At 47.8% G+C, this 23,778-nt stretch carries 24 protein-coding genes and 6 tRNA genes; 5 read left to right on the top strand and 25 right to left on the bottom strand.

The genetic code is table 11. The annotated features are described in order from the left end of the window. Positions 1 to 9: 9 nt before the first annotated feature. The 4 genes from AC1DLI_RS13575 to AC1DLI_RS13590 form a co-directional block, all read right to left on the bottom strand. A complete protein-coding gene (locus tag AC1DLI_RS13575) occupies positions 10 to 588 on the bottom strand; it encodes a TerD family protein (RefSeq protein ID WP_477603365.1) in 579 nt (192 codons plus the stop codon). 81 nt (positions 589 to 669) lie between these two features. Beyond that, a complete protein-coding gene (locus AC1DLI_RS13580) occupies positions 670 to 1,251 on the bottom strand; it encodes a TerD family protein (RefSeq protein WP_364145132.1) in 582 nt (193 codons plus the stop codon). 27 nt (positions 1,252 to 1,278) lie between these two features. Further along, the gene (locus tag AC1DLI_RS13585; protein ID WP_308997772.1) at positions 1,279 to 1,872 is read right to left on the bottom strand and encodes a TerD family protein; all 594 of its coding nucleotides are present in this window, start codon (positions 1,870 to 1,872) and stop codon (positions 1,279 to 1,281) included. 758 nt (positions 1,873 to 2,630) lie between these two features. Continuing rightward, the gene (locus tag AC1DLI_RS13590) at positions 2,631 to 2,774 is read right to left on the bottom strand and encodes a hypothetical protein (protein ID WP_477603368.1); all 144 of its coding nucleotides are present in this window, start codon (positions 2,772 to 2,774) and stop codon (positions 2,631 to 2,633) included. Positions 2,775 to 3,018: 244 nt separating this feature from the next. Between AC1DLI_RS13590 and AC1DLI_RS13595 the strand changes: the two genes are divergently transcribed. Beyond that, positions 3,019 to 3,327 (top strand): thioredoxin family protein, encoded by a 309-nt coding sequence (locus AC1DLI_RS13595; RefSeq protein WP_477603370.1) that lies wholly within the window; start codon positions 3,019 to 3,021, stop codon positions 3,325 to 3,327. A gap of 77 nt (positions 3,328 to 3,404) precedes the next feature. Here AC1DLI_RS13595 and abc-f read toward each other — a convergent pair whose 3' ends face one another. Beyond that, positions 3,405 to 5,222, bottom strand: a complete 1,818-nt coding sequence (gene abc-f, locus AC1DLI_RS13600; RefSeq protein WP_477603431.1) for a ribosomal protection-like ABC-F family protein — start codon at positions 5,220 to 5,222, stop codon at positions 3,405 to 3,407. A 436-nt stretch (positions 5,223 to 5,658) separates the two neighbouring features. On the opposite strand from abc-f, the gene AC1DLI_RS13605 reads away from it, so the two are divergent. Then, positions 5,659 to 7,521: a 3-oxoacyl-[acyl-carrier-protein] synthase III C-terminal domain-containing protein gene (locus tag AC1DLI_RS13605; protein WP_477603372.1), complete on the top strand. Its 1,863-nt coding sequence runs from the start codon at positions 5,659 to 5,661 to the stop codon at positions 7,519 to 7,521. Further along, positions 7,518 to 8,414, top strand: a complete 897-nt coding sequence (locus AC1DLI_RS13610; RefSeq protein WP_477603374.1) for a DUF6999 family protein — start codon at positions 7,518 to 7,520, stop codon at positions 8,412 to 8,414. The genes AC1DLI_RS13605 and AC1DLI_RS13610 overlap by 4 nt, the downstream gene beginning before the upstream one ends. Before the next feature lie 181 nt (positions 8,415 to 8,595). Here AC1DLI_RS13610 and AC1DLI_RS13615 read toward each other — a convergent pair whose 3' ends face one another. The 4 genes from AC1DLI_RS13615 to AC1DLI_RS13630 all read right to left on the bottom strand — a co-directional run bounded on the left by AC1DLI_RS13615 (position 8,596) and on the right by AC1DLI_RS13630 (position 13,323). Beyond that, a complete protein-coding gene (locus AC1DLI_RS13615; protein ID WP_477603376.1) occupies positions 8,596 to 9,834 on the bottom strand; it encodes a TraB/GumN family protein in 1,239 nt (412 codons plus the stop codon). Between the two features lie 168 nt (positions 9,835 to 10,002). After that, positions 10,003 to 11,616: an S-layer homology domain-containing protein gene (locus AC1DLI_RS13620; protein ID WP_477603378.1), complete on the bottom strand. Its 1,614-nt coding sequence runs from the start codon at positions 11,614 to 11,616 to the stop codon at positions 10,003 to 10,005. A 226-nt stretch (positions 11,617 to 11,842) separates the two neighbouring features. Next, the gene (locus AC1DLI_RS13625; protein WP_477603380.1) at positions 11,843 to 12,820 is read right to left on the bottom strand and encodes a ring-cleaving dioxygenase; all 978 of its coding nucleotides are present in this window, start codon (positions 12,818 to 12,820) and stop codon (positions 11,843 to 11,845) included. A 59-nt stretch (positions 12,821 to 12,879) separates the two neighbouring features. Continuing rightward, on the bottom strand, positions 12,880 to 13,323 hold the full coding sequence (locus tag AC1DLI_RS13630) for a MarR family winged helix-turn-helix transcriptional regulator (protein WP_477603382.1): 444 nt from the start codon (positions 13,321 to 13,323) through the stop codon (positions 12,880 to 12,882). 150 nt (positions 13,324 to 13,473) lie between these two features. On the opposite strand from AC1DLI_RS13630, the gene AC1DLI_RS13635 reads away from it, so the two are divergent. After that, positions 13,474 to 14,112, top strand: a complete 639-nt coding sequence (locus AC1DLI_RS13635) for a M15 family metallopeptidase (protein WP_477603384.1) — start codon at positions 13,474 to 13,476, stop codon at positions 14,110 to 14,112. Between the two features lie 128 nt (positions 14,113 to 14,240). Here AC1DLI_RS13635 and AC1DLI_RS13640 read toward each other — a convergent pair whose 3' ends face one another. The 8 genes from AC1DLI_RS13640 to AC1DLI_RS13675 all read right to left on the bottom strand — a co-directional run bounded on the left by AC1DLI_RS13640 (position 14,241) and on the right by AC1DLI_RS13675 (position 20,740). After that, a complete protein-coding gene (locus tag AC1DLI_RS13640; RefSeq protein WP_308997790.1) occupies positions 14,241 to 15,257 on the bottom strand; it encodes an LLM class flavin-dependent oxidoreductase in 1,017 nt (338 codons plus the stop codon). A 197-nt stretch (positions 15,258 to 15,454) separates the two neighbouring features. Beyond that, on the bottom strand, positions 15,455 to 15,898 hold the full coding sequence (locus AC1DLI_RS13645; RefSeq protein ID WP_477603386.1) for an Rrf2 family transcriptional regulator: 444 nt from the start codon (positions 15,896 to 15,898) through the stop codon (positions 15,455 to 15,457). Positions 15,899 to 16,028: 130 nt separating this feature from the next. Beyond that, a complete protein-coding gene (locus AC1DLI_RS13650) occupies positions 16,029 to 16,439 on the bottom strand; it encodes a VOC family protein (protein ID WP_477603388.1) in 411 nt (136 codons plus the stop codon). A gap of 149 nt (positions 16,440 to 16,588) precedes the next feature. Next, the gene (locus AC1DLI_RS13655) at positions 16,589 to 17,497 is read right to left on the bottom strand and encodes an aldo/keto reductase (RefSeq protein WP_477603390.1); all 909 of its coding nucleotides are present in this window, start codon (positions 17,495 to 17,497) and stop codon (positions 16,589 to 16,591) included. Between the two features lie 100 nt (positions 17,498 to 17,597). Beyond that, positions 17,598 to 18,278: a type 1 glutamine amidotransferase gene (locus AC1DLI_RS13660; RefSeq protein WP_477603392.1), complete on the bottom strand. Its 681-nt coding sequence runs from the start codon at positions 18,276 to 18,278 to the stop codon at positions 17,598 to 17,600. A 113-nt stretch (positions 18,279 to 18,391) separates the two neighbouring features. Further along, positions 18,392 to 19,162 carry an IclR family transcriptional regulator gene (locus AC1DLI_RS13665; RefSeq protein WP_477603394.1) on the bottom strand — a complete coding sequence of 257 codons (771 nt, stop codon included), beginning with the start codon at positions 19,160 to 19,162 and terminating at the stop codon, positions 18,392 to 18,394. Between the two features lie 177 nt (positions 19,163 to 19,339). Continuing rightward, positions 19,340 to 19,753 (bottom strand): DUF2203 domain-containing protein, encoded by a 414-nt coding sequence (locus AC1DLI_RS13670; RefSeq protein WP_308997796.1) that lies wholly within the window; start codon positions 19,751 to 19,753, stop codon positions 19,340 to 19,342. 42 nt (positions 19,754 to 19,795) lie between these two features. Further along, positions 19,796 to 20,740, bottom strand: a complete 945-nt coding sequence (locus tag AC1DLI_RS13675) for a hypothetical protein (protein ID WP_477603396.1) — start codon at positions 20,738 to 20,740, stop codon at positions 19,796 to 19,798. A gap of 145 nt (positions 20,741 to 20,885) precedes the next feature. Between AC1DLI_RS13675 and AC1DLI_RS13680 the strand changes: the two genes are divergently transcribed. Continuing rightward, positions 20,886 to 21,665: an RNA ligase family protein gene (locus AC1DLI_RS13680; protein ID WP_477603398.1), complete on the top strand. Its 780-nt coding sequence runs from the start codon at positions 20,886 to 20,888 to the stop codon at positions 21,663 to 21,665. A gap of 40 nt (positions 21,666 to 21,705) precedes the next feature. On the opposite strand, the gene AC1DLI_RS13685 is transcribed toward AC1DLI_RS13680, so the two are convergent. The 8 genes from AC1DLI_RS13685 to AC1DLI_RS13720 form a co-directional block, all read right to left on the bottom strand. Next, a complete protein-coding gene (locus AC1DLI_RS13685) occupies positions 21,706 to 22,290 on the bottom strand; it encodes a GNAT family N-acetyltransferase (RefSeq protein WP_308997800.1) in 585 nt (194 codons plus the stop codon). Positions 22,291 to 22,338: 48 nt separating this feature from the next. After that, positions 22,339 to 22,854: an N-acetyltransferase family protein gene (locus tag AC1DLI_RS13690; RefSeq protein WP_477603400.1), complete on the bottom strand. Its 516-nt coding sequence runs from the start codon at positions 22,852 to 22,854 to the stop codon at positions 22,339 to 22,341. A 160-nt stretch (positions 22,855 to 23,014) separates the two neighbouring features. Next, positions 23,015 to 23,096, bottom strand: a tRNA-Leu gene (locus AC1DLI_RS13695). A gap of 13 nt (positions 23,097 to 23,109) precedes the next feature. Continuing rightward, a tRNA-Arg gene (locus AC1DLI_RS13700) sits at positions 23,110 to 23,186 on the bottom strand. Positions 23,187 to 23,211: 25 nt separating this feature from the next. After that, positions 23,212 to 23,285 (bottom strand) — tRNA-Cys (locus tag AC1DLI_RS13705). Positions 23,286 to 23,292: 7 nt separating this feature from the next. Then, positions 23,293 to 23,367: transfer RNA gene (locus AC1DLI_RS13710), tRNA-Gly, on the bottom strand. Between the two features lie 7 nt (positions 23,368 to 23,374). Further along, a tRNA-Gln gene (locus AC1DLI_RS13715) sits at positions 23,375 to 23,449 on the bottom strand. Between the two features lie 29 nt (positions 23,450 to 23,478). Then, a tRNA-His gene (locus tag AC1DLI_RS13720) sits at positions 23,479 to 23,554 on the bottom strand. Positions 23,555 to 23,778: the final 224 nt, after the last annotated feature.

The following is a 23,778-nucleotide window of genomic DNA, read 5'->3' on the forward strand; positions in this document are numbered from 1 at the left end:
TGAAATGAGCTAGGTTTGAACGCCAAAATCCTTACATAGTCCTTCTAGGCCGTTTTGATAACCGCTGCCTACGGCGCTGAATTTCCAATCGTTATTATAACGGTAAAGTTCACCTACCACGACAGCTGTCTCAACCGAGAAATCCTCACCCAAATCGTAGCGGATTAATTCCTCGCCTGTTTCCTCATTTGCGACACGAACATACGCGTTAGCGACCTGACCGAAGTTCTGGTTTCTTTGCGCGGCGTCGTGAATCGTAATGCAAAAGGCTACCTTCTGAGTATCAGCGGGCACGGCGGATAAATTAATTTTTATGTTTTCATCGTCGCCAGCGCCTTCTCCGCTTCGATTATCGCCGGAGGAGACGATGGAGCCGTTTGTGTTCGATTTATTATTGTAAAAAATAAAGCCGCTCTCGTTATTTACTTTACCGGATGCATTCAAACAAAAAGCTGTCGCATCCAGATCAAACTGATTACCGCCGTCGTATTTATTCACATCCCAGCCGAGGCCTACGGCAATTTTGGATAAACCGGGGTTTGATTTGGTCAAATCGACCTTCTGCCCTTTAGATAAATTTACTGGCATGAAAATGCCTCCTCGTGGACTATTGCAACAATTTTAAAAAAGGGCCGCCACCGGCGACCCTTTACGGGTAGTGAGGTACAATTAGTTAGCGGATAGACCGAAGTTGCGGGCAAGTCCGCCTAGGCCGTCTTGGAAGCCGCTTCCGATCGCGCTAAATTTCCATTCGCCGGAATGACGATAAAGCTCGCCGACGATTACAGCAGTTTCTACGGAGAAATCTTCTCCAAGATCATAACGGATTAGTTCCGTTCCACTTTGCTCATCTACGATACGAACGAAAGCGTTGGATACTTGTCCAAAGTTTTGGCTCCGCTCTGCTCCATCATAGATTGTGATGCAGAATGCGATTTTTTCTGTTTCAGCAGGTACAGCAGAAAGGTCAACGCTTACTTGCTCATCGTCGCCATCGCCTGCGCCTGTACGGTTATCGCCTGTATGAACAACCGAACCGTTGCTGTTTTTTGGGTTGTTGTAGAAAATAAAATCAGACTCGGAACCGGCTTTGCCTTGTCCATTCAAGCAGAAAATGGAAGCGTCAAGGTCAAAGTCTTTCCCGCCGTCATATTTATTAGTATCCCAGCCTAGACCTACAGTGATTTTCGTAAGACCTGGGTTTGTTTTCGTAAGATCGATTTTTTGGCCTTTGGATAAGCTAATCGCCATTTGAAATGCCCTCTTTTCTCAATATAATTATTGGTATTGACGAGCAAGGATATCAACATGAGGAGCATGAGTGCCTTCCCCAATTGCACTAAACTTCCATTCACCACTGTGTCTGTAAAGCTCACCTACGACCAAAGCCGTTTTACCCGAATAATTTTCCGTCAAGTTAAAGCGAATTAACTCTTGATTGTTGGCCGGATTAACGATTCGTATAAACGCGGATTTGATCATGCCAAAATCTTGACGTCTGGATTCACATTCATAAATGTTAACCACGCAAAGGATTTTGTGGATATTAGCAGGTACTTGGTCTAGCTGTACGATGATTTGCTCATCGTCGCCGTCGCCGTCACCCGTAATGTTGTCGCCCGTATGAACAACTGAACCGTTGCCGTTTTGCTTATTGTAGAAACAAACGAGATTTTTCTCGCCGCCAAGCTTGCCGTTTTCGTCAAGCAGCAGCGCTGAAGCATCACAGTCCACGTTTGCCGCTTTCTTCATTCCGAAGAAACCGCCTTTAACCTCAGCAGGATCCCAGCCTAAGCCGACGATAACCTTGCTAAGACCAGCATTGCCCTTCGTTAAATCTATCTTTTGACCTTTTACGAGAGAGATAGCCATTGTATTTGCACCCCCTTAATATCGATTTGAAATACTCTACCCATCAATACGCCCATTCGACATGCAAGTTCCAAAAAAAAAGTGAGGTCATTACATTATTCTACAAAAGCTGAATATTACCTCTTCTTTGCGGCGGCTCGGCATGGAATAAACGGCATGGCAGCGAACGCTCCGAAGCGGAGCAGCCCTGCATCAATTTTATAACAATCGTCACAACAATTACAAATTTATACAAATGAAGAAACATCATGTTGGGGATTAGACAAGGTTTGTCCCGGATACCAACGGGGGCTTTCAAAATAAAACGTATAATTTGCTTCTTTTTCGCAAAAAAAGGTGGATAAATCGGAGCATTAACGAGATAATTATAGGTGTAAATACGATGATGCGAGGTGTTCGAATGGAATTTATAAAAAAGAATAAAACCAGCCTCATTTTTGGTGCCTTGCTCCTCATTAACGGTTTATTTTTATTGTCGCTTGTCCTCTCCAAAAATTAAAAAAAAAGAAAAACCCGACAACCCCACATACGAAAGAGTACATATCCGCAACCCAGCATCCGTTAGCTTGGCTTCGTTCATTCCTGCTCCTTCAAAATAGTTTTTTCATCTTTTTCCGAATCCTTGCAAATTGCTGCACCCGATCCGATAAATAAAAGTAAAAAAGGGAGCTATCGCATGGATAACTCCCTTTTCCGCTGCTATAGCGGTCGGCTTAACGATTAAAAATCCGCAAAATAATGCCCTATTCCCTCAGTTCTCATGGACCCGTGCCTTTGCTCGCCACGTACCATACGGGGCCTAGCTTTTTCAAATAGATAAACCCCAGCTCGCCTCCCGTTGCTCGGTCCATATACCCGTTCACATTGTAGAGATACCCATACTGAGCATCTACTATACCCATTGTTGATATCTCAGCTTTCAAACTATTTATTGGCTGCAAGCTCTCGAGAATTGTTCTACGGATCGTCCATTCGGGGGTTAGAAAGCTAACGCACCATAAGCAAAAGATTAGAATAGCTGCTCCGATTACTATCGTTTTATTCTTCTTAATTATCACATTCACCTCATCGAGCTGGAATCGTTTATCCTTGTATAACGATTGCGAATCGAGTACATTACAGCTATAACCATTAAGGAGTATGATTATGGCGATCCATGAAATCGATGAAGCTTCTTTGCAAAATATCATTCAAGCAAACAGCGGCAAAGCTGCCGTTTATTTCTTCACCCCATTGTGCGGCACCTGCAAAATCGGAGAGCGTATGCTTGAGATTGCGGATATGACCGGCATCTCCGTTCCCTTATACAAAATCAATATCAACTTTGCGCCTCGCTTGCGTGAACAATGGAAAATATCGAGCGTGCCCTGCTTGGCGCTGCTTGAGAACGGCGAGCCGATCCAAATGGAATATGCTATGAACTCGGTGGACCATGTCTATCTCATGCTGAAGTAGCTGCCTATATAGACGGATTGAGATGAGAATTAGTTGCTCTCCAACCCCTAGATATTTCCAGCTGCATCCACTCCTATTTATAGCTTACTTAATTCCTTGCGAAGCCTACGGATTTCCTGCAGCAGCAGCTGCTCCTCCTCCAGCGCCTCCGGCTGTCCGCTGCTCATTAGCTGTGTCAATCGAAGCTGCATTCTTTCCTTCTCATTCTGGTTCAGCTGTTCCTCGGGAGAAAGTAGACTGCTTCGATCCTTTGCGATGTACTCCTCATAGGTGCCCGGGAATAAGCTCGGCTCCTTCGTCCCATCCATCACGAGCAGGCGATTGGCCGCTTGGCGGATTAAATAGCGGTCGTGAGTCACAAGCAGAACAGCGCCGGGATAATGTTGCAGCGCCTGTTCAACCTGCTCTCTCGTGCTAATATCCAAGTAGTTCGTCGGCTCGTCGAGCACGAGCAGGTTCGCTTTGCCAAAATACAGCTTCAAAAACGCAACCCGGCATTTCTCCCCCATGCTTAAATCGCCAATCCGTTTAAACACATCTTCCTTTGAAAATAAAAAGCAGCCCAAAATCGTCCGCGCATGCGATTGTGTCATTTGCGGCAGCATCAGCAGGCTGTCTAGAATCGTCGTCTTGTTATCGAGCTGATCAAGTTCCTGCTCAAAATAACCGATTCTTACCTGCGGATGAATCGTCACGCTGCCTGCGCTTGGTGTTAACCTGCCGGTGGCAAGCTTAAGCAGCGTCGACTTACCCGCTCCATTCGGACCCAGAACAGCGAGGCGGTCGCCCCGTCCAATAGAGAGGCTAAGCTGGCCGAAAATCAGTTTGCGCCCGTCATAACCAAAGCTGACGCCGTCCATGCGCAGCAGTGTTGCAGCCGCAAATTCATCCGTCTCCAGCTGCATGCGCAGCTGCGGCTCCTCGCGAGGCTTCTGCACCTTGTCGCGGTCTAATCGCTCCAGTGCGGATTCCTTCGCGTGCAAGCGCGATACGTTTTTCTTCGATTTTGACCGAAGAAAATCATTTTGGCCCGCAGACTTATGCGCTTGCTGGAACCATTCCGCATACATCCGTATGCTCTCGAGCAGTTTCTCCCGCTCCAGCTCCTGCTTCTTATGCAGCGCCTCCTGCGTCCTCAGCTCAAGCTCCTTCTGCGTCTTGTAGTCGGTATAGCCTCCGGGATAACGTCTGCAGCTGTGTCTATCCAGCTCCAGAACCGTCGTTGCCGTGCGGTCGATAAACGTCCGGTCATGCGAGACATACACGATTGTGCCTGGATATGACTGCACCCATTGCTCCAGCCAATTCAGCGCGTCCGAATCCAAATGATTTGTCGGCTCATCCAGCAGTACAAGCTTTGGCTCCCTAACCATGAGTGCCGCGAGTTGGGCTTTCGTTTTCTGCCCGCCGCTTAATTGCGCGAATGCCACGCCCCACATAGAGGTGTCGAGACTTAACCGGGTTAAGCTTCTCTCCACCCTAATTTCCCAGCCGTATCCATCTAGCTGCAAATATCTTTCATACAGCTCGCTGTATCGGTTTAGCTGCTCCTCGCTGGTCTTAGCGCCCTGCATTTCGTCCGTAAGCTTTGCCATCGCATGCTTCAAAAAGAACAATTCATCTGAGCCCGCTTGTACGAATTCAAGCAAAGTAAGCGAAGAATCAAGCTGCGCCTGCTGGTCCAGCCAGCCCCACTCCTCAAGCGGCAAGAGGCGCTGCACCTCGCCTCCATCCAGCGATAGCCTGCCGGTCAAACCCTGCAGCAGCGTCGTTTTGCCAACGCCATTGCGTCCGAACAGCGCGAGCCGCTCGCCCTCCTTTACCTCGAAGCTTATATTTTCGAACAATAAATTGCCGTCCCATTCTTTATTCACCTGTTTAACCTTTAATAGCATCAAAGAACATTCCCCATTTCTGAAAACAAAATAAAAAACCGTGGCCAGCGGCACACGGTCGAATACGCAGGGGAATATCAGGTAAACGAAAATAACGATGTGTCACCCTAATACATAAAGGGTAACCATCTCGTATCTATCGCTGCTGATTGACCTTTCATAAGCCCCCAAATCGACGCACGTATCCCTGACCGGTTCTCGCAATTCGAGAACGCCGCTTGTACTTAAACAAGTTGTTTACAGGAATCGTGTATTTACTTCATCGGCTGGGTTACCTCCGTCAGTCATCAGTTTTGATATGCGTTTATTATAGCGGACCGTTGAATACATATTCAAGCCTAACTTTTCATACGGTACCAAATAAAGTTAGTACTAGGATTAAAACGCTGCATCAACGATCATTAGATCTATAAAACATTCCAATTGGAGGTGCTTCATGAACCCGGTTTATATTACGAGTATCGGTAAGTTTCTACCCGGCTCGCCTGTCGGCAATGATGAAATTGAGGATTACCTCGGCAAAATAAACGGCAAGAGCTCCAAGTCGATGCGGCGCATTCTCGATCAAAATAAAATACGCTTTCGGCATTATGCAATAAATAAAGAACAAAAGAGCCTTTACTCTAATGCGGAAATGGCCGCTCTTGCTATACGCGATGCGCTTCTTCGAAACAAAGAAGCCTTGGATAACAAAATTGATTTTCTCGCAGTCGGCACGACGCAGGGCGATTTGTTAGTTCCCGGCTTCGCCAGTATGGTTCATGCTGAAACGAGTCTCCCTGTCATGGAGGTGGCCACCCATCACGGCGTATGCGCCAGCGGCATGCAGGCCATGAAGAACGCCTACCTGCATGTGCAATCAGGCGAGCAGCATACAGCAGTTTCCTGTGCCAGCGAATTGCCAAGCCGCGTATTCAAGCATACGAGATTTGAAGCGCAGAAGGGTCCCTCAGATCGCCCTGTGCCTTTCGATACCGACTTTCTGCGCTTTATGCTGTCCGACGGCGCAGGCGCAGCTGTGTTACAGCATCAGCCTGCGGCAAGCGGCTTGTCGCTGCGAATCGAATGGATCGACAACAAATCGTACGCCAACCTGTATGACGTCTGCATGTATGCCGGATCCAATAAGGAAAATGCCGAGATTGCAAGCTGGCTTGACTATGCTTCCGTACAGGAGGCCGCGAACGACGGTGCGGTTAATTTAAAGCAGGATATCCGGCTCGTAAATGAAATGCCAAAGGTGGGCGTCAACCGCTTCTTCGAGCTCGTGGATGAGGGTAAGGTTGATCCTGCCGCGATCGATTGGATGGTTTGCCATTATTCCTCGCATTTTTTCCGCGATGAGATCTTCAGGCTGTTGCAGCTTGGCGGGCTCACGATCCCTGAGGAAAAGTGGTTCACGAATCTATATACGAAAGGCAATACCGGCGCGGCGTCGATCTACATCATGCTGGAGGAGCTGCTGAATGACGGGCATTTAAAGCCCGGCGAGCAGGTGCTTTGCATGGTGCCGGAGAGCGGCAGATTCCAGACCTCGTACATGCTGCTTACTGTAGTAGGGTCCTCCAATGAAGACAGTGCCGTATTTGAGGAACGCCAGCCCGAGGCTCCGCATCTGGAATACAACCAGGCCGATGAAGTTCAAGCCTATCTGGTCAGGCAGCTCGTGCAGGTATGGATTGATTTTGAGCAAAAGCTTGCGCATGTTCCGGTTATCCATAAATTGTACAACAATAAATTCACGCTGGATGATTATAAGGCGCTAATGGAAAATATCCGCCAGCAGGTCATTGACGGCTCGCAGTGGATCGCCCGCGCCGCTTCTTATATCGCCATCGAGCACATTGATCTTCGCTCGACGTTTATTGCGCATGCACGCGACGAGCACCGCGACTTTCAAATATTGGAGCGCAACTACGTTGCCGTTGGCGGGGATTTGAGCACGATTCAGTCCGGTGAGAAAAACATCGGAAGCGAGGCGTTATCCGCTTATTTATTCCAACGGGCCAGCCGTGAAAATCCCGTGGATCTCATCGGCGCGATGTGGATCATCGAGGGACTCGGCTGCCGGATGGCGCGCTACTGGGGCGAAATGATTCGCGATCAGCTTGAGCTCAGCGATGAGGAAGTCTCCTTCCTGCTTTACCACAGCGACTCTGACGAGAAGCATTTCGAGCGGCTGGAGGCGGTCGTCCAGCATCCTATGCTGACAGCCGACATCGCAGCGCGTATCGTGAAAACGGCGAAAACGACAGCTAGGCTGTATCTGCTGCAGTTAGAGGAGCTGGGAAATGTATGAGTGACGCCGATTACTTCAAAAATATGCCGCATGACAAAAACGATCCGAACCCGTTCCTCGCCATCTATATGGATCAGAGCATCCCCTTTAATGAGGAAGCAAAGGCAGCTTACCTCAAGGACTGCTCCAGCAAATCACGGCAATTTCTATTGCCCGTGCTGCGGCCCTTCGCGAGACTAATGATTATCGTGCTGCAAATTTATAAAATCATCGTGCCGAAGGCGCTCACGTCTTCCCGCCTGCTGCACCGGGTGCTGCATTTCGGAATGAAAACGTTCGTGAGCCCGAGCGCCAACTTTATGATATTGCGACATTTCTATCTCGGCTCGGAGGTGCTTGGTTTTATTCGAGACAATGTTCCCGGCGTCCAGATCGAGATGAACCCGCTAAAGCCAACTCATCTTGGGCCGGTTAAGGATGATCTTTTTTTGATCCACGACCTGAATTTGTACAATTTTGTCATTAATCTTAACCGAGAGCTGCGCGAGAAAGGAATCGAGGTAACGAAGCAAGAACTGCTTAATTTTAATGCGATTACCTCTTCCCGCGTGCCCATTGAGCCAATGCCAAAACGTTGGACCAATTTTATGGATTTAACGACAGCAATTGAATGCTTTACGCCCGTTTATCAAATGTTCCTGACAGACAATGATTTCTGGCGGGCAACCAATTCGCTGCAGCTTGATGAGACAATCGGCATTCTCGCTTCCAAAATTATCGGCAGCAACGATCGGCTTGCGCTTATCAACAACAAGCATCCGATGGTGCCGCTAACGACGCTGAAGGCAGGCTTTCGGCTTGTCCTGCATGGCCTGGCGACAGAGCAGCTTCACGCGCTGCTCGTTGAGCTTAAGCTGAAGCAGCAGGCCGTAGCAGCAGGCGTAAGCCACTAGCCCTTTTTAGCCTTCCAAGCGTAACGCTGATGCCGTCCTCTGCGGCAAAAGCTCGTTTTGCGGAGAGATAGAAGCAGATTTATAAGTAAAAACTTATAAATTCTTATGTATGCACAAAGAAACAAGGCAACCGCCGCGTCAGCGGGGCTGCCTTGTTTTTGCATATGACTATCTTTCAATATTATTGGCGAGTTACCGTAAAGCCCTTTTTCTCCAGCAGCGGAACAATGCCGTTCTCGCCCAGCATGTGGGCAGCACCCACAACCACAAAATAAGTTTTGCTCGTGCTATCGTTCAAATAGCCCATTATTTTCTCGACCATTGGTGCGTTTCGGTCTGTCAGCAGCGCTTTATTAAGCTCTTCGTTAGCCGAAGTTGCCTCGGTCAGCTCAAGCAGCTGCTTCTCGTCGCCGGTTACCCACATATCCGTAAGCGCATCAATGCCGGAATCCTCAGCATAATAATTCTCGATTGAAGCATTTACCATTTCCTCCTGCAGCTCGTCTGAGAAATGATCGAACATTTGAAGCTGATATTCGATCGACTCCAGCTCAAGAATCGGCTTTTTGTTTGCATTCGATTGCTCTAGGAAATGCGCGTCGATCCCGATTCCCGCATCATAGCCCGACTGTGTTGTCGACAGAAAGTCGATGGTGGAAGAAACGCTCCATGGCTTATAAGTATCGAGCGCATTTTCCGCTGCGCCGTTCTCTTTCAAAATTTCGCCCAACTTCTTGTAGGCTTCATCTGAAATATGATCTTTGAGCGTCGTGTTATCTTTGTAGACGCTTAAATCCATGACAAGCTTTTGCACATCCGCATTGTTCATTTTTGAAATATCAGCCTCTACAACAAGATAGTCTGACGCTTCATAAGCATCCTGAATTTCAGGACGGAGCGGATACATCGCTTCATTCGCAATATGTATCGAGCCTAGCAGATAAACGGTGCTGCCCGCCTTTTCAACCTTCCATAGGAAGCCGCGGCTCGGTTCTTTTACCTGCAGGGAGATTGAGCGCTGCTCCTTATTCCATGTCACCTCATAGCCCGCTGCTTCGCTTACCGTACGCAAAGGAATATAGGCGGTGCCTTTTACAAGCCTAGGAGCGGCAAGCAAGCCTTGCTCCGTCTCGTTAACCATTGCTCCCAGGTTATCGATTTGGAATAAAAGAACGAGCCCTTCTTTCTTGCCCGTTATGACTTTGTTCTTCTGATCCCATGTTACTTGGAAATCAAGCTTTTGCAGCAGCAGCTTTGCGGGAACTAGGGTTGTCCCCTTTTCCATAATAGGCTGTAAGCCGCCCAACTGCACCTGCTCGTCCTCGACCCATACGGAAATGGGCTTAGCCTCTGCTTGAATGGTAGAAACGAATGAAAATAATAGAGCTAATGATAAAAATAATGCCGAAAGCTTTTTCATTTAAGGCTCTCTCCCCTTCTTCAATCAATGTTACGCATCACACTCTCATTCCATATTTTACATAAAATTGCCACGCAAATGCCAGTTCGGAAAATACGAATCTAGTTTTCGTTGCAACTCTTCCAGCTAATCGCATATAATGTGGCTTCCTATAAATCAGCTGCTGCATTACAAAAAACGATAGCCCAAAAACCGATCCGCATTTCTCATGCTTGCCCATATATCCGGACTTTCCCCGCCCACATACCAGTAGGCTAATCCTGCTAGCTTGGCTTCTGCTGCCAGCTTGTATTTGGCCGTTAAGGAGCGTCCGTCCTCAACCCATATTTGATGTTTCACGCCATTCTTCACATAAGCAGCCGTATACTGGCCTAATTTCGCATCCCATTTTGGCTTAATCGCATACTTGCTCATAATTGTATTTTGCTGATCCAGCGAAATGAATTCAGAGGCTTCTACGCTTCCGTCCTTCTTCAAATCCCAATCACGATTATAAAAAGGCAGCGCCAAAATAACCTTTTCGCGGGGTACTGCTTTGACCAGCTTGTTGACTGCAGCCTCGTCAAAGCCCAATGATGCGTTAGGACCCGCTATTGGACTTCCGCCCCAATGCTCGTCATAGCCCATCAATACGACATAGTCCGCTTGCGCGCCAAGCGCGGCGTAGTCAAACGCATCCGTCCAATCCGTCCCTCGGTCTGGAGATACATCAATCGAGAGCGTGACGTTCATCGCCTTCAGCTTCTTTGCTAATTCCGTTACGAATGCGGTCAGCGCTGCACGGTCCTGCGGGGCTACATTTTCAAAGTCGATGTTGATTCCGTCAATTCCGTATTTTTTGGCATAGGCCGCAAGCTTGGATACCAAGGTGCTGCGTGAAGCCGATTGGGACAAAATCTGATGAGTCATGTCTTGGTCGGACCGATTGCCAACGAGCGCCCAAACCTTTTTATTGTGCTTCTTTGCCCATGTGACAAGGGAGGGATCCGCGTTATCGGACAGTTCACCCGAAGCTTCTATAAAGAACCAACGTGGAGACAAGGTGTTAACGTTAGACTGCAAGATATTGTTCTCGTATTGCTGCGTCGTCTGGGCATATTGCCAGCCAAGCTTAATCGACTCCTTTGGCTTAGCGGCAAGCTCTGCTGCCCATTTCTCGTTTTGCAGCACCCGATGAATCATGACAGCCGTTTCCTGCCTCGTTATCGGATCTTCAGGACGGAAATACCCATTGCTGTCACCCTGCATAAGTCCAAGGCTGCGCACCGCCGCTACGGATGGAATCGCCCAAGCCGCAATGCGGGCGTCATCGGCAAAACCTGCTTTTGCGCTTGTGCCATTATTTTGTTTTTTCAATACCCTTGTTAATAATACGGCAGCCTCCTGCCTTGTTACGGGCTTAGCCGGCGCAAAAAGGCTTGTGCTTACGCCATCCGCTAAGCCCAGCTGCACGGCTGCTTGGATCCAGCCATAATACCAAGCCTTCTTCGCTACATCGGTGAACGGAGTGATGGGGCTGGCTGCCTGCTCGAGTCCGAGCAGCCGGTCCAGCACCGTAACAAACTCCGCTCTCGTAATCGACGCGGCAGGAGAGAAGCTGCGCCCGGACGTTCCCGTTATTATTTTTTTATTATATAGATCAATGATTTCCTGCTTTGCATAGCTGTTTGATATATCATCGAAAGGCAGCAGGCTTTGCGCGCCAACCGTATGCACCGAAGCTGTGATCATGCCAAACAGTACAAATGCCGTAACTACGAATCTATTAAAAATATGCTTCACGAGTACCCTCCTAAAGAGATCAATCCTCGAAGCATATCAAACTTTCTTCTATTACTCATTGCTAAATTATTGGTAGAACAGCACTTGAAAACTTACCTATCCTTGCATTTTCAAAAAAACGACCGCTTCCCCATACCAAGCGGGAGACGGTCGTCTTTGTTTTTGGCGCTTCAATCAACGGCTTCGCGGCTTGTTATGAACACTCGAAGCCAAGAGGTCCGCACGCTTATTCGTTCGGTTTGGTTTGCAGCGGTTTTAATCTGGACTCAATTTGCGCACGCTGCGGTTCTAGGAATGGAGGCAGCGCCAGCGATTCTCCCAAGTGGTTAATATCTTCATCCGTAGCAAATCCAGGACCGTCAGTGGCTAGCTCAAACAAAATGCCGTTCGGCTCGCGGAAGTACAGCGAACGGAAATAGTAACGGTCAACAAAGCCGGAATTCGGAATTCGGACTCCGCGAATATGCTCGATCCACTCGCGCAGCTCCTCATCGTTATCAACCCGGAACGCTACATGATGCACGCCGCCATGGCCCTGCTGCTCACGTGGCAGATCATGCCGCTCTTCGATATGAACTTCAGCGCCGCTGCCGCCTTCACCGGTCTCATAAACGATGATATCCGGCTGCCCGGCAATCGTAGACGGGTACTTGCCTTTTTCTCGGAATCCCATAAGCTGTGTCAGTACGAGTACGGTAGGCTCCGGGTTTTTGACCGTCAGCTGCACTGGCCCAAGGCCAAGAATGCCGTATTCAGCCGGAACCGTGCTTTTCTCCCAAGGGATACCGCCTTTAACGCCTTCGTTATGCTCATCGGACACGAGTACAAGCCGTTGTCCTTCAAAATCTCGGAATGCAATCGTTTGGCGGCCGGCCCTTTCAACGATATCGTCATGATCAACGCTGAATTGCTCAAAGCGCTCCTTCCAATAACGAAGCGCGGCATCGCCGGCTACCCGAAGGGACAGAGAAGAAATGCTGCTTGTACCGGCGCGGTTTTTACCTGTCATCGGGAATTCGAAGAACGTAAGCTCTGTTCCCGGATTTCCCTTCTCATCCCCGTAAAACAAATGATAAACCGAAGTTTCGTCTTGGTTAACGGTTTTTTTGACCAAACGAAGGCCGAGCAGCTGCGTATAAAAATCAAAATTACCGGCAGCTGTGCCTGTAATGGCGGATACGTGGTGGATACCTTTGAGTTGCATAAGAACAACCTCCCTCAATTGTTAGTGTAGCCTATACGTTTCTTTTATGACGTTTACTTTTAACTTTGTATTTTCTTTAGCAATTCGAGCAGCTGCCTCTTTTCTTCGCGGTTAAGCGAAGTATACTGCGAAGCTTGAAACTGCTCCTGCACCGGAACGACATCATCGAACAGCGCCTTGCCCTTTTCGGTTAACGATACGTATTTGGTCTTCCAAGCTTGCTCGCGCTCGATATATCCCAGCTCCTCAAGCTTGCCCAGCAGCTGCGTAATATTTCCTTTGGTGACAAAAAGCTTATCTGCCAGCTGCTGCTGTGTCAGCCGGTCATGCGCGCCTACCTGCGCAAGCACATCAAACTGTGCAGCGGTCAAGCCCCATTTCTTCAAATGCTGATGCGTTTCTCGCAGGCTATGGTTATACACACGCGATAAACGAAACCATATCATTAAACCTAATCGCTCATCGCGTTTGGATAAGAAAGGTTCTGAATCATTTTGATCCATTTGACCACCTCCTGCTTTCGTTCTTATTATCAGTTTAGATCTAAACTGATGAATTGTCAACGATTGACCAGCAATCCCCTACCCTGGACTAGGGCAACGCGATTAACAATATGATAAGATAAGCGGATACAACACGTAAGGAGATTTTGCATGCTGGAACGAAATCATTTCTCTAATCAGCCGATTCCAATTGGACGGACACAGCTGGACCTCGCGGCAAAAAATAAACGCAGACGGAACCGGTTACTGCTATTCATTATTTTGGCACTCACCGCTGTTCTATTGTGGAAAGTCATCCTAGCCTTCGAGCCGTACGTACCAGAGATCGATATCAAACCCGCTCCTCCCGTTACAGAGCTTCATCCTATCGTATTGGCGAAGCAAACCGAGCTGATCGCCGAAGCCGGGAAAGCCGGCATTACCATCCTCATAACGGACGGCTTCCGCTCCAGCGAAGAGCAAAATGCGATTTATGCCAAAGGTCGCTCTACAGAAGGCAAGATTGTAACGCAGGTGCAGGGTGGTCATTCTTATCATAACTATGGGCTCGCCATAGATTTCGCGCTTCGGACCAAGAAGGGCGAGGTCGTATGGGATATGAAATATGACGGCAACAAAAATGGCAAAGCGGACTGGATGGAGGTCGTCGAAATAGCCAAAGGTCTGGGGTTTTCCTGGGGCGGCGATTGGGAGAACTTTCCTGATTATCCGCATCTGCAAATGGATTTCGGCTTCTCAATACGGCAGCTGCGCAATGGACTTCGCCCCCCTGCGGAATCTGCGGAATAAGCCATCGCGCAAAAAAGAGTGCAGACCTTTAGTGGTCCGCACTCTTTTTTTCAGTTCTTCGGCCCTGCTGCCGCGCATAAGTACCTGCTCGGCAGGCGATAGTAAAGAAGACAGCAGATGCCCGTTTATTAAAGTCCTGCTACAATTTCATAGGAACGCAAACGCGCCTTATGGTCAAAGATATGAGCCGCTACCATAATTTCATCGGCTTTCGTCGCCTCAATATACTTCTTCAGCTTGCTGCGGACAGTGTCCGGTCCTCCAACAATGGAAGAACCAAGCTGCTGCTGCAGAGCAATTTTCTCCTGCGGCGTCCAGACAGTATCCATATCTTGAACCGGAGCAGGCAGGGGCCCGCGAGTGTTACGAATAAAGGATAGGAACAGCTGCTGCATGGATGTAGCTAAATAGGCAGCTTCTTCATCCGTATCAGCAGCGACTACGTTAACAGCAACCATCCCTTTGGGTTTATCGAGCACGGCTGACGGCTTGAAGCTGCTTCGATATAGATTCATCGCCGGGACAGTGAAGGTAGGCGAGAAATGTCCCGCGAAAGCGAATGGCAGGCCGAGCTGAGCGGCTAACAAGGCACTGAAATCACTCGAGCCAAGCAGCCAAATCGGAATATCCAGTCCTTCACCAGGAATCGCCCGCACGGGCATACCCACCTCTGAGCTGGATGGATCAAGAAAAGCGCGCAGCTCCGCCAGCTTCTCAGGGAAGTCTTGGCCGTTGCCTCCTCTGCTCCCCCGAAGCGCTGCTGCAGTAAGACCATCGGTACCCGGCGCGCGGCCAAGTCCTAAATCTATGCGGCCAGGAAATAAGGATTCGAGCGTACCGAATTGTTCCGCGATTACAAGCGGCGCATGATTCGGCAGCATGATGCCGCCTGACCCTACTCGGATCGTCGACGTTCCAGCCGCTACATGGCCGATCACGATAGATGTAGCCGAGCTTGCAATGCTAGGCGCATTATGGTGCTCTGCAAGCCAATAACGGTTGTAGCCCCATTTTTCCGCATGCTGGGCAAGATCTAAAGTATGACGCAGTGATTCGGCCGCGGAGCCGCCTTCAACGATCGGAGATACATCAAGAACCGATAACGGGATATGAAATGACGAATTTGTTTGGGTATACTCTGACATGGCACTCATCCTTTTTGTTATAATCGGAGCTGCTTCTATTGAAAGAAACGCCCCTCCAACTGTATGAAAATTAGATACATATTACACAAAAAAATTCAGATCACTCATCTAAGCTATCTCGCTCAATAAGCGGTAATACACTGGCTGTTAGCATGATTACCGCCAATTATGAGACTCCTAGTTGTTGTCATGCTTTGTTACGACTGCTGTGCCTTTTGCTGCAGTTGGCATTTCCGGATCTTATCCAAAGCGGTTTGAAGCGTATTCTTCTCCAGGTAGGCTACATAATGCTGCTCTGCTTCGTAGAAGAAGTGATCCATAACGCCTTGAATATTCGCGGATACAAGGCAATCCTCATCCGGATTCCCCGAACACCAATGCGGCTTCAATGTGCCGCCTGAAAGCGCGCGATAAATTTGAGCCAGCGTAACCTCATCCGGCTCGCAGTTCAAAATATAGCCGCCGCCGATGCCTTCCTTTGTCTTCACAAACCCGTGCTTCCGCAGCGTGCTCATAATTTTGCGAATCCGAGTGGGATTCGTTGACACGTTACGAGCGATCGTCTCGCTGCTGGCCATATGATCAGGCAAATAGGCTAACAGCACTAAGCTGTGAACCGCTACCGTAAATTCACTATTCATATTTGCATCTCCCTCTCAAGAAGGATACTGTAATTTTATTGCATACAGTTGATAAAGTCAAACCTTCTTAGCTAAGCATAGCACAGAGAGAAGGTACTGGTATAGACCTTCTCTCTGCGCTACCCCTATCCTATTCCGCTTGATCGGATGGCTGCTGCCACACTTGATATTTGTTACCGTCCGGATCCTTGAAATTTAGCTGCAGCCCGCAGCTTCCCTCATTCCGTATTTCCTGCTCTACCCATACGCCTGCTTCCTTCAGTGAAGCATGCAGCGTATGGATCTTATCCGTTTCAAAGCATAGCGGGAACATTTCAAAAGCTTGCCCGTCTTCCTCCCAGCCTGTTGTCGAGAAAGTAAGCGGCGTCATATCAGGACTAGGGAGTAGAAACAGCCAACCGCCTTCCTCCATCACCATGATGGCTCCACGCCCCGATTCCACCGGAGAACGCAAACGCATGCCGAGCACCTGCTCATACCAATCCGCCGACTTCTTCACATTTGACACAGGCACATATGCGCATTCAATTCGTTTTATCATGGTTTAACATCTCCCTTTGTTTTCTAGAGTTACGTTTATATATGATATATGACTAGAAATGAATGACGCATTCGTGATTCTCCCACACGTCAAACCCATTGCCACCCGGATCATGCTGCGAAAATATATCCTTCGTTAACGGGTTTTACCTACCGGTGTTGTTCGTAGCGATTGTTTTTGCTCAAGCTGCGAATGGCTTCAACTTCAGCTGCCGTCAGCTCCTTAGCATCGCCTGCGGCTATATTGTGCAGCAGCTGCTCCAATGAGCTTGCTCCGGGAATAACGGAAGCCACGGCGGGATTTGCTAACGCATATCGAATGGCCATATGCGCCATGTCACGCGAGTCATCCCCAGCTTCGTTTAAAGCGCTGCGCAAAGCCGAAAGCTCTTTCTTGTCATAATCCAAATACCCTTTCGCTTCCTTCGCTGCACCGGCATCGGTTAATATCCCTTTCGCTACCGGTCCGCGGGCGATTAAGCTGATCCCTTTCTCCGCCAACAGCGGCAGCACTTGCTCCTCGGGCCTTCTGTCCAAAATGCTATATTGGCTCATCACGCTGACGATATTCGACCGCTCCGCATATTCCCTTATTACGTTCTGGCGGATCGAAGAAATGCCGTAATACCGTATGAGTCCTTCCTGCTTGAGCTCCTCGAATGCCTCAATCGTTTCTGAGATCGGATCCTCAAGCGTTCCGCCATGCAGCTGGTATAAATCGATATAGTCTGTTTGCAGCCTTCTCAAGCTATCTTTGACAGCCGACTTGATGTACGCCCTTGACGGGTCCCAGGTCCAGCCCTCCTTGCCTGGTTCCCATCGATTGCCGACCTTCGTGGCGACTATAATATCCGAACGCCTGCCGCGGATAGCCTCGCCTACGATCTCCTCATTCAATCCCTCGTCGTAGAGATCGGCTGTATCAAAAAAATTAATCCCCTTATCTATCGCTTCGTGGATGAGGGCTGACGCTTTTCCCTTATCCTTACCGAGCGACATACAGCCAAGGCCGATTTCACTAATGTAGAGCTCCGATTTTCCCAGACGATTGCGTTTCATGCCTCAGCGGCTCCTCTCATTACCCTACATATATTTCCATTATATTGGTCTATGCTCCTATTATCAAAACAAATATGATACTCAAACCTTCATTAAAGGCTCAAGCTATTTGATCCAAAATGAGGTGAAGCGCCTTAAGAGACTGCTCGCTTTGTTCAAATCGACTGCGAATTTGCTCCTCCGTCTGAATATAAGGCGCCTCAATCAGCTCGGATGACCAATGCTCAAACATCGTTTCCATACAGGCCGGCGTCGTCTCCAAATGAAATTGCAGACCCAGCACATGTTCACCGTAGGCAAAAGCCTGCACCTTGCATGCCTCCGAATAAGCGAGGAGCCTCGTATCTTTCGGCAGCGCAAACGTATCGCCATGCCACTGAAACGATGTAAACTCCTCCGGTAAACCAGCAAGCCATAAATGCCGTTCCACTGTGCGATTGATCACATGCCAGCCAATTTCCTTATATTCGTTTCGATACACAGGACTGCCTAACAATTCGGCGATCATTTGAGCGCCAAAGCAGATGCCGAGCACTTTTTTACCAAGCTGCATGGCCTGCTGCACAAATTGCTTCTCCTGAATAAGCCACGGATAACGTTCCTCTTCATACACACTCATCGGACCGCCGCAAATAATAAGCAAATCCATTTCATGCATCCATTCCGAATTGATTTCAATAGAGGGATCCCGCATAGCCAGCTGATGCCCCCTCAAGTCCGTCCAGGAACGAAATGCATATTCATCATCAAAATCAAAATGTTTAAAAGCAACAATATTCATCGTTCCATTCTCCTCCAATATACGCCGGCTGCGCTTATTGAGGATTATTATAATCTCGATATTTGATAGAAGTAATAACACTTTCCCGAATAGTGGGATAATGATCAAATAAATTACCGATTAAGCTTATGGCGATAGCCAAGCTCATCTGAAATCAAATCCGCGTATTTTTTGACGAGCACACTATTTTTCTCCATCGTATCTGCAGTAAAGCGTAGAGAAGGACCGGCGACGTTCAAAGATCCGATCACCCTGTTCTCATATGAAAAAATCGGGGCACCTATACCGGTCGTCCCCTCCGTTGCCTCACCTTCAGTAAAGGCATAGCCCTGCTTATGAATCGTTAAAATCTCTTCTTCTATGTAATCACGGGACAAAGGCTTTAACGAGGGAACCGTTTCCCAGTCTACCTCAGCCAGAATTGCCTCTTGCGTTTTTCTCGGTAAATAGGCCAGAATTACCCGATTGGATGCGCCGATGAATAAAGGGAGCTTTAGCCCGATTGGCTCAGATATTTTCAAAATTTGCGGGGAGTCAACTGAATCGATATAGACGCCCTCCTCATTTTCACGGGTAGCCAAATAGACCGTTTCTTTCGTTTTCTGGGAAAGCTCCTCCATAAACGGACGTGCCACCGTTCGCAGCATCAGGCTGTCCCACATGAGGAAGCCGTATTTCATAATGGACAAGCCCAGCTTGTACTTCTTCGTCTTCGCGTTCTGAGCGACAAAGCCATGCTCCATTAAGGAGCTTAATATGCGGTGTACGCTTTGCACGGGCATGTCCAGCTCCCTGCTCATTTCCGTGACGCTTAATTCCTTCTCCTTCCCTTGCGGAAGCAGAAGGTCAAGCAGATGGATCGCCTTCGAGATGACGCCTGACATCGCGACTCTCCTCTCTTATCAATCAAAAATTAACTAGTGCCGGTGACGTCACAATTTATTTTAAAATAACCCAAAGAGTCCCGCTGCTTCCTCTGCGGAACTCCGTTATTATCATTACACTCAATTGAGCAACATGTGGGTCGACTAAGAACATAAATCCTGGCGGTCATTTATAATTTATTCATGAGGAAACGGCTTCCTGCCGATAAACCCGTCATGCAGACCATGATAATGGCTAATTTGTTCTTCTCCTTCTTTCCAGCATATCAGAATATCCTCGCCATCCAGTACCGCTGGAAAATCAATCAGGCCGGGATTGATCATTTTCAAGAGTACGCCTTTTCGTGAAAAATTTTCAATTAACAGGTCCGCCTCCATCTTCATGAATTCCAATTGGCTTTCCTGTTCAAAAAAAGGATCCTTTCCCCCTTGGCCAAAAGCCGAAGCTTGCTCTAAAGCCGCCTTCTCCTTCTGATAGTCCACGTATTTATCCTCAAACGTTGCCGTTAATTGCTGAAGCTGCCGTAAATCCTTTTGCAGCTCAGGCAGCAGCTCGTTGGCTTCGCTCAGTGTAAAGGTTCGGTTTCCCATATGCGTCCACTCCTTATTATCCGATTGCGCTTTTTTTATATCCTACCCTATCGGCAGAAGCCTGTCTAATCCAATTGCGCTGATCAGCATCCGTTCTTTTTTGTTGCCTAAGAGTTGAGCAGGCCAATCTACAAAGCCACCGTCTCCAATGTTAATAATGGTGCCGTTTATGACCGTTCTAATCGTAAATTGAAGCCCTTTATAATATTGATTCTCTTCGTTATCCTCAATTACGGAAAGCTTAATCTTAATCGACTGATCCTGTCCATACTGAATTACCCGTTTAAGGAGACCGTCTGTATCTTTATATCCGCTTCGAGTGCTGAGTATAATCTCGAGGTCAGCCTGAAACAAGGCTTGAAAGAGTGATTGATATACATAAACATGCTCCCAGAAGGCTTGCTTTTCAAACGAATAAGAGCCTTGATCTTTTCCAGACGTAACCAAACAAAACACATGAAAATGCGGCAGCATACCTGGGGCATTTCCCATGCTTTGTGCTCTCACATGTCTATGGGTCGTACTGAAACGAATGAAATCATTCTGATTATCTTCTTTTCCTGTTTTGAGCAAGTGCGCAATATGCAGGGCCAACAAATTAGTTGCATCAGCAACGACCTCCGTTCCTCTTAGAGCAGAAATAATTTTATTCTGATCAACTGCAGCAACAACGGAGCAAGACCCTAGCGGTGCTGTAGGCGATAGCTGGATTGGGGTAAATGACTGGCTCTGCGCAATGTTCAACATATCGATTTCCAACTGCTTGAGCGCCAAGGGTTGAACAGCAGCCGGCTTTACAAATCGATTGACCTCATATTTTTTAAGCAGCTCTTTTGGGCTTGCTTGTATTGTTTTTTCTCTGAACACTTCAAGCAGCAGACTGCTTAAATCCGATGCCGGAATTTGATCTGTCAATAATTCAATAATCTTCTCTTGACCCAGTTCCCGAATGATTCTTTGAAGGTTATGCGACTTTTCTTTTTGCACATCGCTCGCTCCTTTATAAAGTTTTACGCATTAGAAAGGACTACCTTGTGTTATAACGAATTATACTCTATTGCTGAACTGGAAAATACTTCGAGGACATGCTTAAGTTTTATTATTGAAATCACTGTTTGGGGAGCTGAAGCGAGTGGATCTAAAGAAAATTAACTCTTTAACCAAATACCCGAGTATCCTTACCTACCATAAGTTAGGCGAGAAGGGTCGATTAACCGAGTCGCTTTGCGAGGAAAACGGCCTTCTTCATAAATCGGAGCGCCTATACGTTTATGAAAAAGTTGACGGAGAAAATGCGAGACTAGTCATGTTCAAAAACGATAATAATGAAATCGATTATTTGATCGGCTCAAGGGAAGAGCTGTTATATGCAAAAGGAGACCGGATTGGTAATCCATACGGCAGCATAGCGGAGTTTTTGAAGCCTATAGCCGAAAAGCTGCTTCCTGCTGTATTTTCAGAAAATGATTGGGCGTTGACCGTCATCTATCAGGAATCCTACGGAGGAAAGACCAAGGCGGCAAAAAATTATACGGATAACAAAACGCAGGATTATCGTTTCTTCGATGTATTTTCTTTAACGCAGGAAGAGCTTAATCATTTGTTGTCTTTGCCCCAGGAGAAAATTGCAGAATGGCGTGATCACGGAAATCAGCCTTTTTATAATGAGGAGAAGAAGCTGCGGTTTATTCAAACTTTCGACTTAGCCTATGCCCCTCTTTTAATAACCGAACAAGGCTCCAACTTCCCTAGGACACTCGAGGATACCTACGCCTTCTTAAAAAACTTCGAGCAAACAAAGGTAGGCATTGACGCATCAGGGAAGTCGGAAGGAATCATTGTCCGTTCGTCAGATCGGAAGCATATTCGAAAAATTCGGTTTGAGGACTACGAGAGGACTTTTAGAAAATAAGCAATTAACGTTGCGCCATTACAATTTTACAATTGAAATATTAATATTCTAACGATTTTACCCTGGAAAATATCATAGTATCCCGGAGCGAGCCCTCGGCATCACATTTTTCTTTGCGAAGGATTCCTTCTAATGTGAAGCCGCTTCGCTCCGCTACTCTAGCGCTTCGAACATTACGAGAGTCGCAGCGTATTTCAATACGGTTAGCTTCTAGCTCTTGTATCGCAAAATGAGTGATCGCTTCAACCGCTTCGGTGATATAGCCATTTCCGCTGAAAGCAGACCGTACCCAATAGCCGATTTCAAATTTCCGTGCTTCCCAATCTATCCGATGGAGACCGCTGCTCCCAATTAATTGTCCCGTTTCCTTGAGAAAAAGCAGCAGCATCAGATCCGAACGCTCCAGAAACCTAATTCTAGACCTCCTAATCACCATCTCGGACTCCTCGAGTGTTGGGCTATGCACAGCCCATGGCATCCAAGGCAATAATTCCGCCCTGCTTTCCTTAACCGCCTCATTTAACTTAACGCCATCTCCCCATAACGGTGCTCGGATAAGGAGGCGGCTGCTTTCAAAGCTTTCGGGTACTGACAACAGCAAGAGATTGGAATGCAAATCACTCATATCGATAAGCCTCCTATTATAGCTGATGCTTATATCATTGCTATCCTGTTACAGCGTCAAACTTTTGTAGTAATAGACGGTATCATGAAGCTTACCGTCTGCAGATTTTGCATACCGGGGTATCCGTCCTGCTTCAATGTAATCCATTGAACGATATAACAGGTTAGAGGGATCATCAGCCCGTGTGTCTAGTACAAGAAGGCTGCGGTTTTCCAATTTAGCCCGTTCTTCCGCTGCTGTCATTAGTAAGCGCCCAATCCCTTTTCGTCGAGCCTGGGGATGAACCATGAGCTTTGCAATTTCGGCGCGGTGCAAACCATTTGGCCGTGAGCACAATTGCAATTGCACGGATCCAATCGTTTCCCCATTCCGCTGTACAATCCACAAAATAACATCGTCATTCATTGCTCCCGACCAATACGCAAGAGCTTCGGCTTGACTTAACGGAGGCAAAAAGCCAATCGATGCACCCTCATCGACAACCGCTACCAATAAACCTGCCAGACTCTTCAATCTGCTTTCCGATATTTCGGATAGTTCACTTACGATATGGTCTGATGACATTCTTTTCCCTCCTAGCACGCGTTAACGTAAAGATCAAACAATCTTACATAAAATTCCTTTAAAAAGCAACTGTTTACTCTCTCAAGGCTCATTCTATCGGTGGATAAAATAAAAAAAACCTTAAGATCCACTGGATCCTAAGGGCTTAAGTTTGTTATTATGGTGCCGATGAGAGGACTCGAACCTCCACGGTTTCCCTCACGATTTTGAGTCGCGCGCGTCTGCCATTCCGCCACATCGGCATTTGAGTAAAAATGGCGTGCCCTAAGAGATTCGAACTCCTGGCCTTTTGATTCGTAGTCAAACGCTCTATCCAGCTGAGCTAAGGGCACGTATAATGTTACTTCAAAAAAATTGTGGAGGCGCCACCTAGACTCGAACTAGGGGTAGAGCTTTTGCAGAGCTCTGCCTTACCACTTGGCTATGGCGCCATCATTATGGAGCGGAAGACGGGAATCGAACCCGCGACCCTCGCCTTGGCAAGGCGATGCTCTACCGCTGAGCCACTTCCGCATGTAAATGGCTGGGGATTCAGGGATCGAACCTGAGAATGACGGAGTCAAAGTCCGTTGCCTTACCGCTTGGCTAATCCCCAACAAAATTGCTTAATTGATTTGGTAATAATGGGGCGATCGAGGGGAATTGAACCCCCGAGTGTCGGATCCACAAACCGATGCGTTAACCACTTCGCCACGACCGCCATCATAATATTCAGGTGCTAGACAAAAATAAAACCCACAGATGTGGGTCGACTGCTAATGCTTGCATTAGCAAGTTGCGCCCTGAAAACTGGATACGAAAGTTAGGTTTGCTGAAACCTTTTTAGCTGCTGTCTGCCGGATGTATGGGTCCATGCAAACGTGTTTAGGATAAGCCCTCGACCGATTAGTATTCGTCAGCTACACACATTGCTGTGCTTCCACC

The organism is Paenibacillus sp. 01T443 (assembly GCF_056398325.1).

Excerpts from the sequence above, each read along its gene's own strand:
- AC1DLI_RS13610 (WP_477603374.1), top strand. The coding sequence starts at position 7,518 with ATGAGTGACGCCGATTACTTCAAAAATATGCCGCATGACAAAAACGAT.
- AC1DLI_RS13585 (WP_308997772.1), bottom strand. The coding sequence starts at position 1,872 with ATGGCTATCTCTCTCGTAAAAGGTCAAAAGATAGATTTAACGAAGGGC.
- AC1DLI_RS13625 (WP_477603380.1), bottom strand. The coding sequence starts at position 12,820 with ATGCAACTCAAAGGTATCCACCACGTATCCGCCATTACAGGCACAGCT.
- AC1DLI_RS13590 (WP_477603368.1), bottom strand. The coding sequence starts at position 2,774 with ATGGGTATAGTAGATGCTCAGTATGGGTATCTCTACAATGTGAACGGG.
- AC1DLI_RS13655 (WP_477603390.1), bottom strand. The coding sequence starts at position 17,497 with ATGAAACGCAATCGTCTGGGAAAATCGGAGCTCTACATTAGTGAAATC.
- AC1DLI_RS13635 (WP_477603384.1), top strand. The coding sequence starts at position 13,474 with ATGCTGGAACGAAATCATTTCTCTAATCAGCCGATTCCAATTGGACGG.
- AC1DLI_RS13645 (WP_477603386.1), bottom strand. The coding sequence starts at position 15,898 with ATGAATAGTGAATTTACGGTAGCGGTTCACAGCTTAGTGCTGTTAGCC.
- AC1DLI_RS13670 (WP_308997796.1), bottom strand. The coding sequence starts at position 19,753 with ATGGGAAACCGAACCTTTACACTGAGCGAAGCCAACGAGCTGCTGCCT.
- AC1DLI_RS13580 (WP_364145132.1), bottom strand. The coding sequence starts at position 1,251 with ATGGCGATTAGCTTATCCAAAGGCCAAAAAATCGATCTTACGAAAACA.
- AC1DLI_RS13690 (WP_477603400.1), bottom strand. The coding sequence starts at position 22,854 with ATGTCATCAGACCATATCGTAAGTGAACTATCCGAAATATCGGAAAGC.
- AC1DLI_RS13630 (WP_477603382.1), bottom strand. The coding sequence starts at position 13,323 with ATGGATCAAAATGATTCAGAACCTTTCTTATCCAAACGCGATGAGCGA.
- AC1DLI_RS13595 (WP_477603370.1), top strand. The coding sequence starts at position 3,019 with ATGGCGATCCATGAAATCGATGAAGCTTCTTTGCAAAATATCATTCAA.
- AC1DLI_RS13665 (WP_477603394.1), bottom strand. The coding sequence starts at position 19,162 with ATGTCAGGCGTCATCTCGAAGGCGATCCATCTGCTTGACCTTCTGCTT.
- AC1DLI_RS13640 (WP_308997790.1), bottom strand. The coding sequence starts at position 15,257 with ATGTCAGAGTATACCCAAACAAATTCGTCATTTCATATCCCGTTATCG.
- AC1DLI_RS13685 (WP_308997800.1), bottom strand. The coding sequence starts at position 22,290 with ATGAGTGATTTGCATTCCAATCTCTTGCTGTTGTCAGTACCCGAAAGC.
- abc-f (WP_477603431.1), bottom strand. The coding sequence starts at position 5,222 with ATGCTATTAAAGGTTAAACAGGTGAATAAAGAATGGGACGGCAATTTA.
- AC1DLI_RS13660 (WP_477603392.1), bottom strand. The coding sequence starts at position 18,278 with ATGAATATTGTTGCTTTTAAACATTTTGATTTTGATGATGAATATGCA.
- AC1DLI_RS13605 (WP_477603372.1), top strand. The coding sequence starts at position 5,659 with ATGAACCCGGTTTATATTACGAGTATCGGTAAGTTTCTACCCGGCTCG.
- AC1DLI_RS13650 (WP_477603388.1), bottom strand. The coding sequence starts at position 16,439 with ATGATAAAACGAATTGAATGCGCATATGTGCCTGTGTCAAATGTGAAG.
- AC1DLI_RS13575 (WP_477603365.1), bottom strand. The coding sequence starts at position 588 with ATGCCAGTAAATTTATCTAAAGGGCAGAAGGTCGATTTGACCAAATCA.
- AC1DLI_RS13615 (WP_477603376.1), bottom strand. The coding sequence starts at position 9,834 with ATGAAAAAGCTTTCGGCATTATTTTTATCATTAGCTCTATTATTTTCA.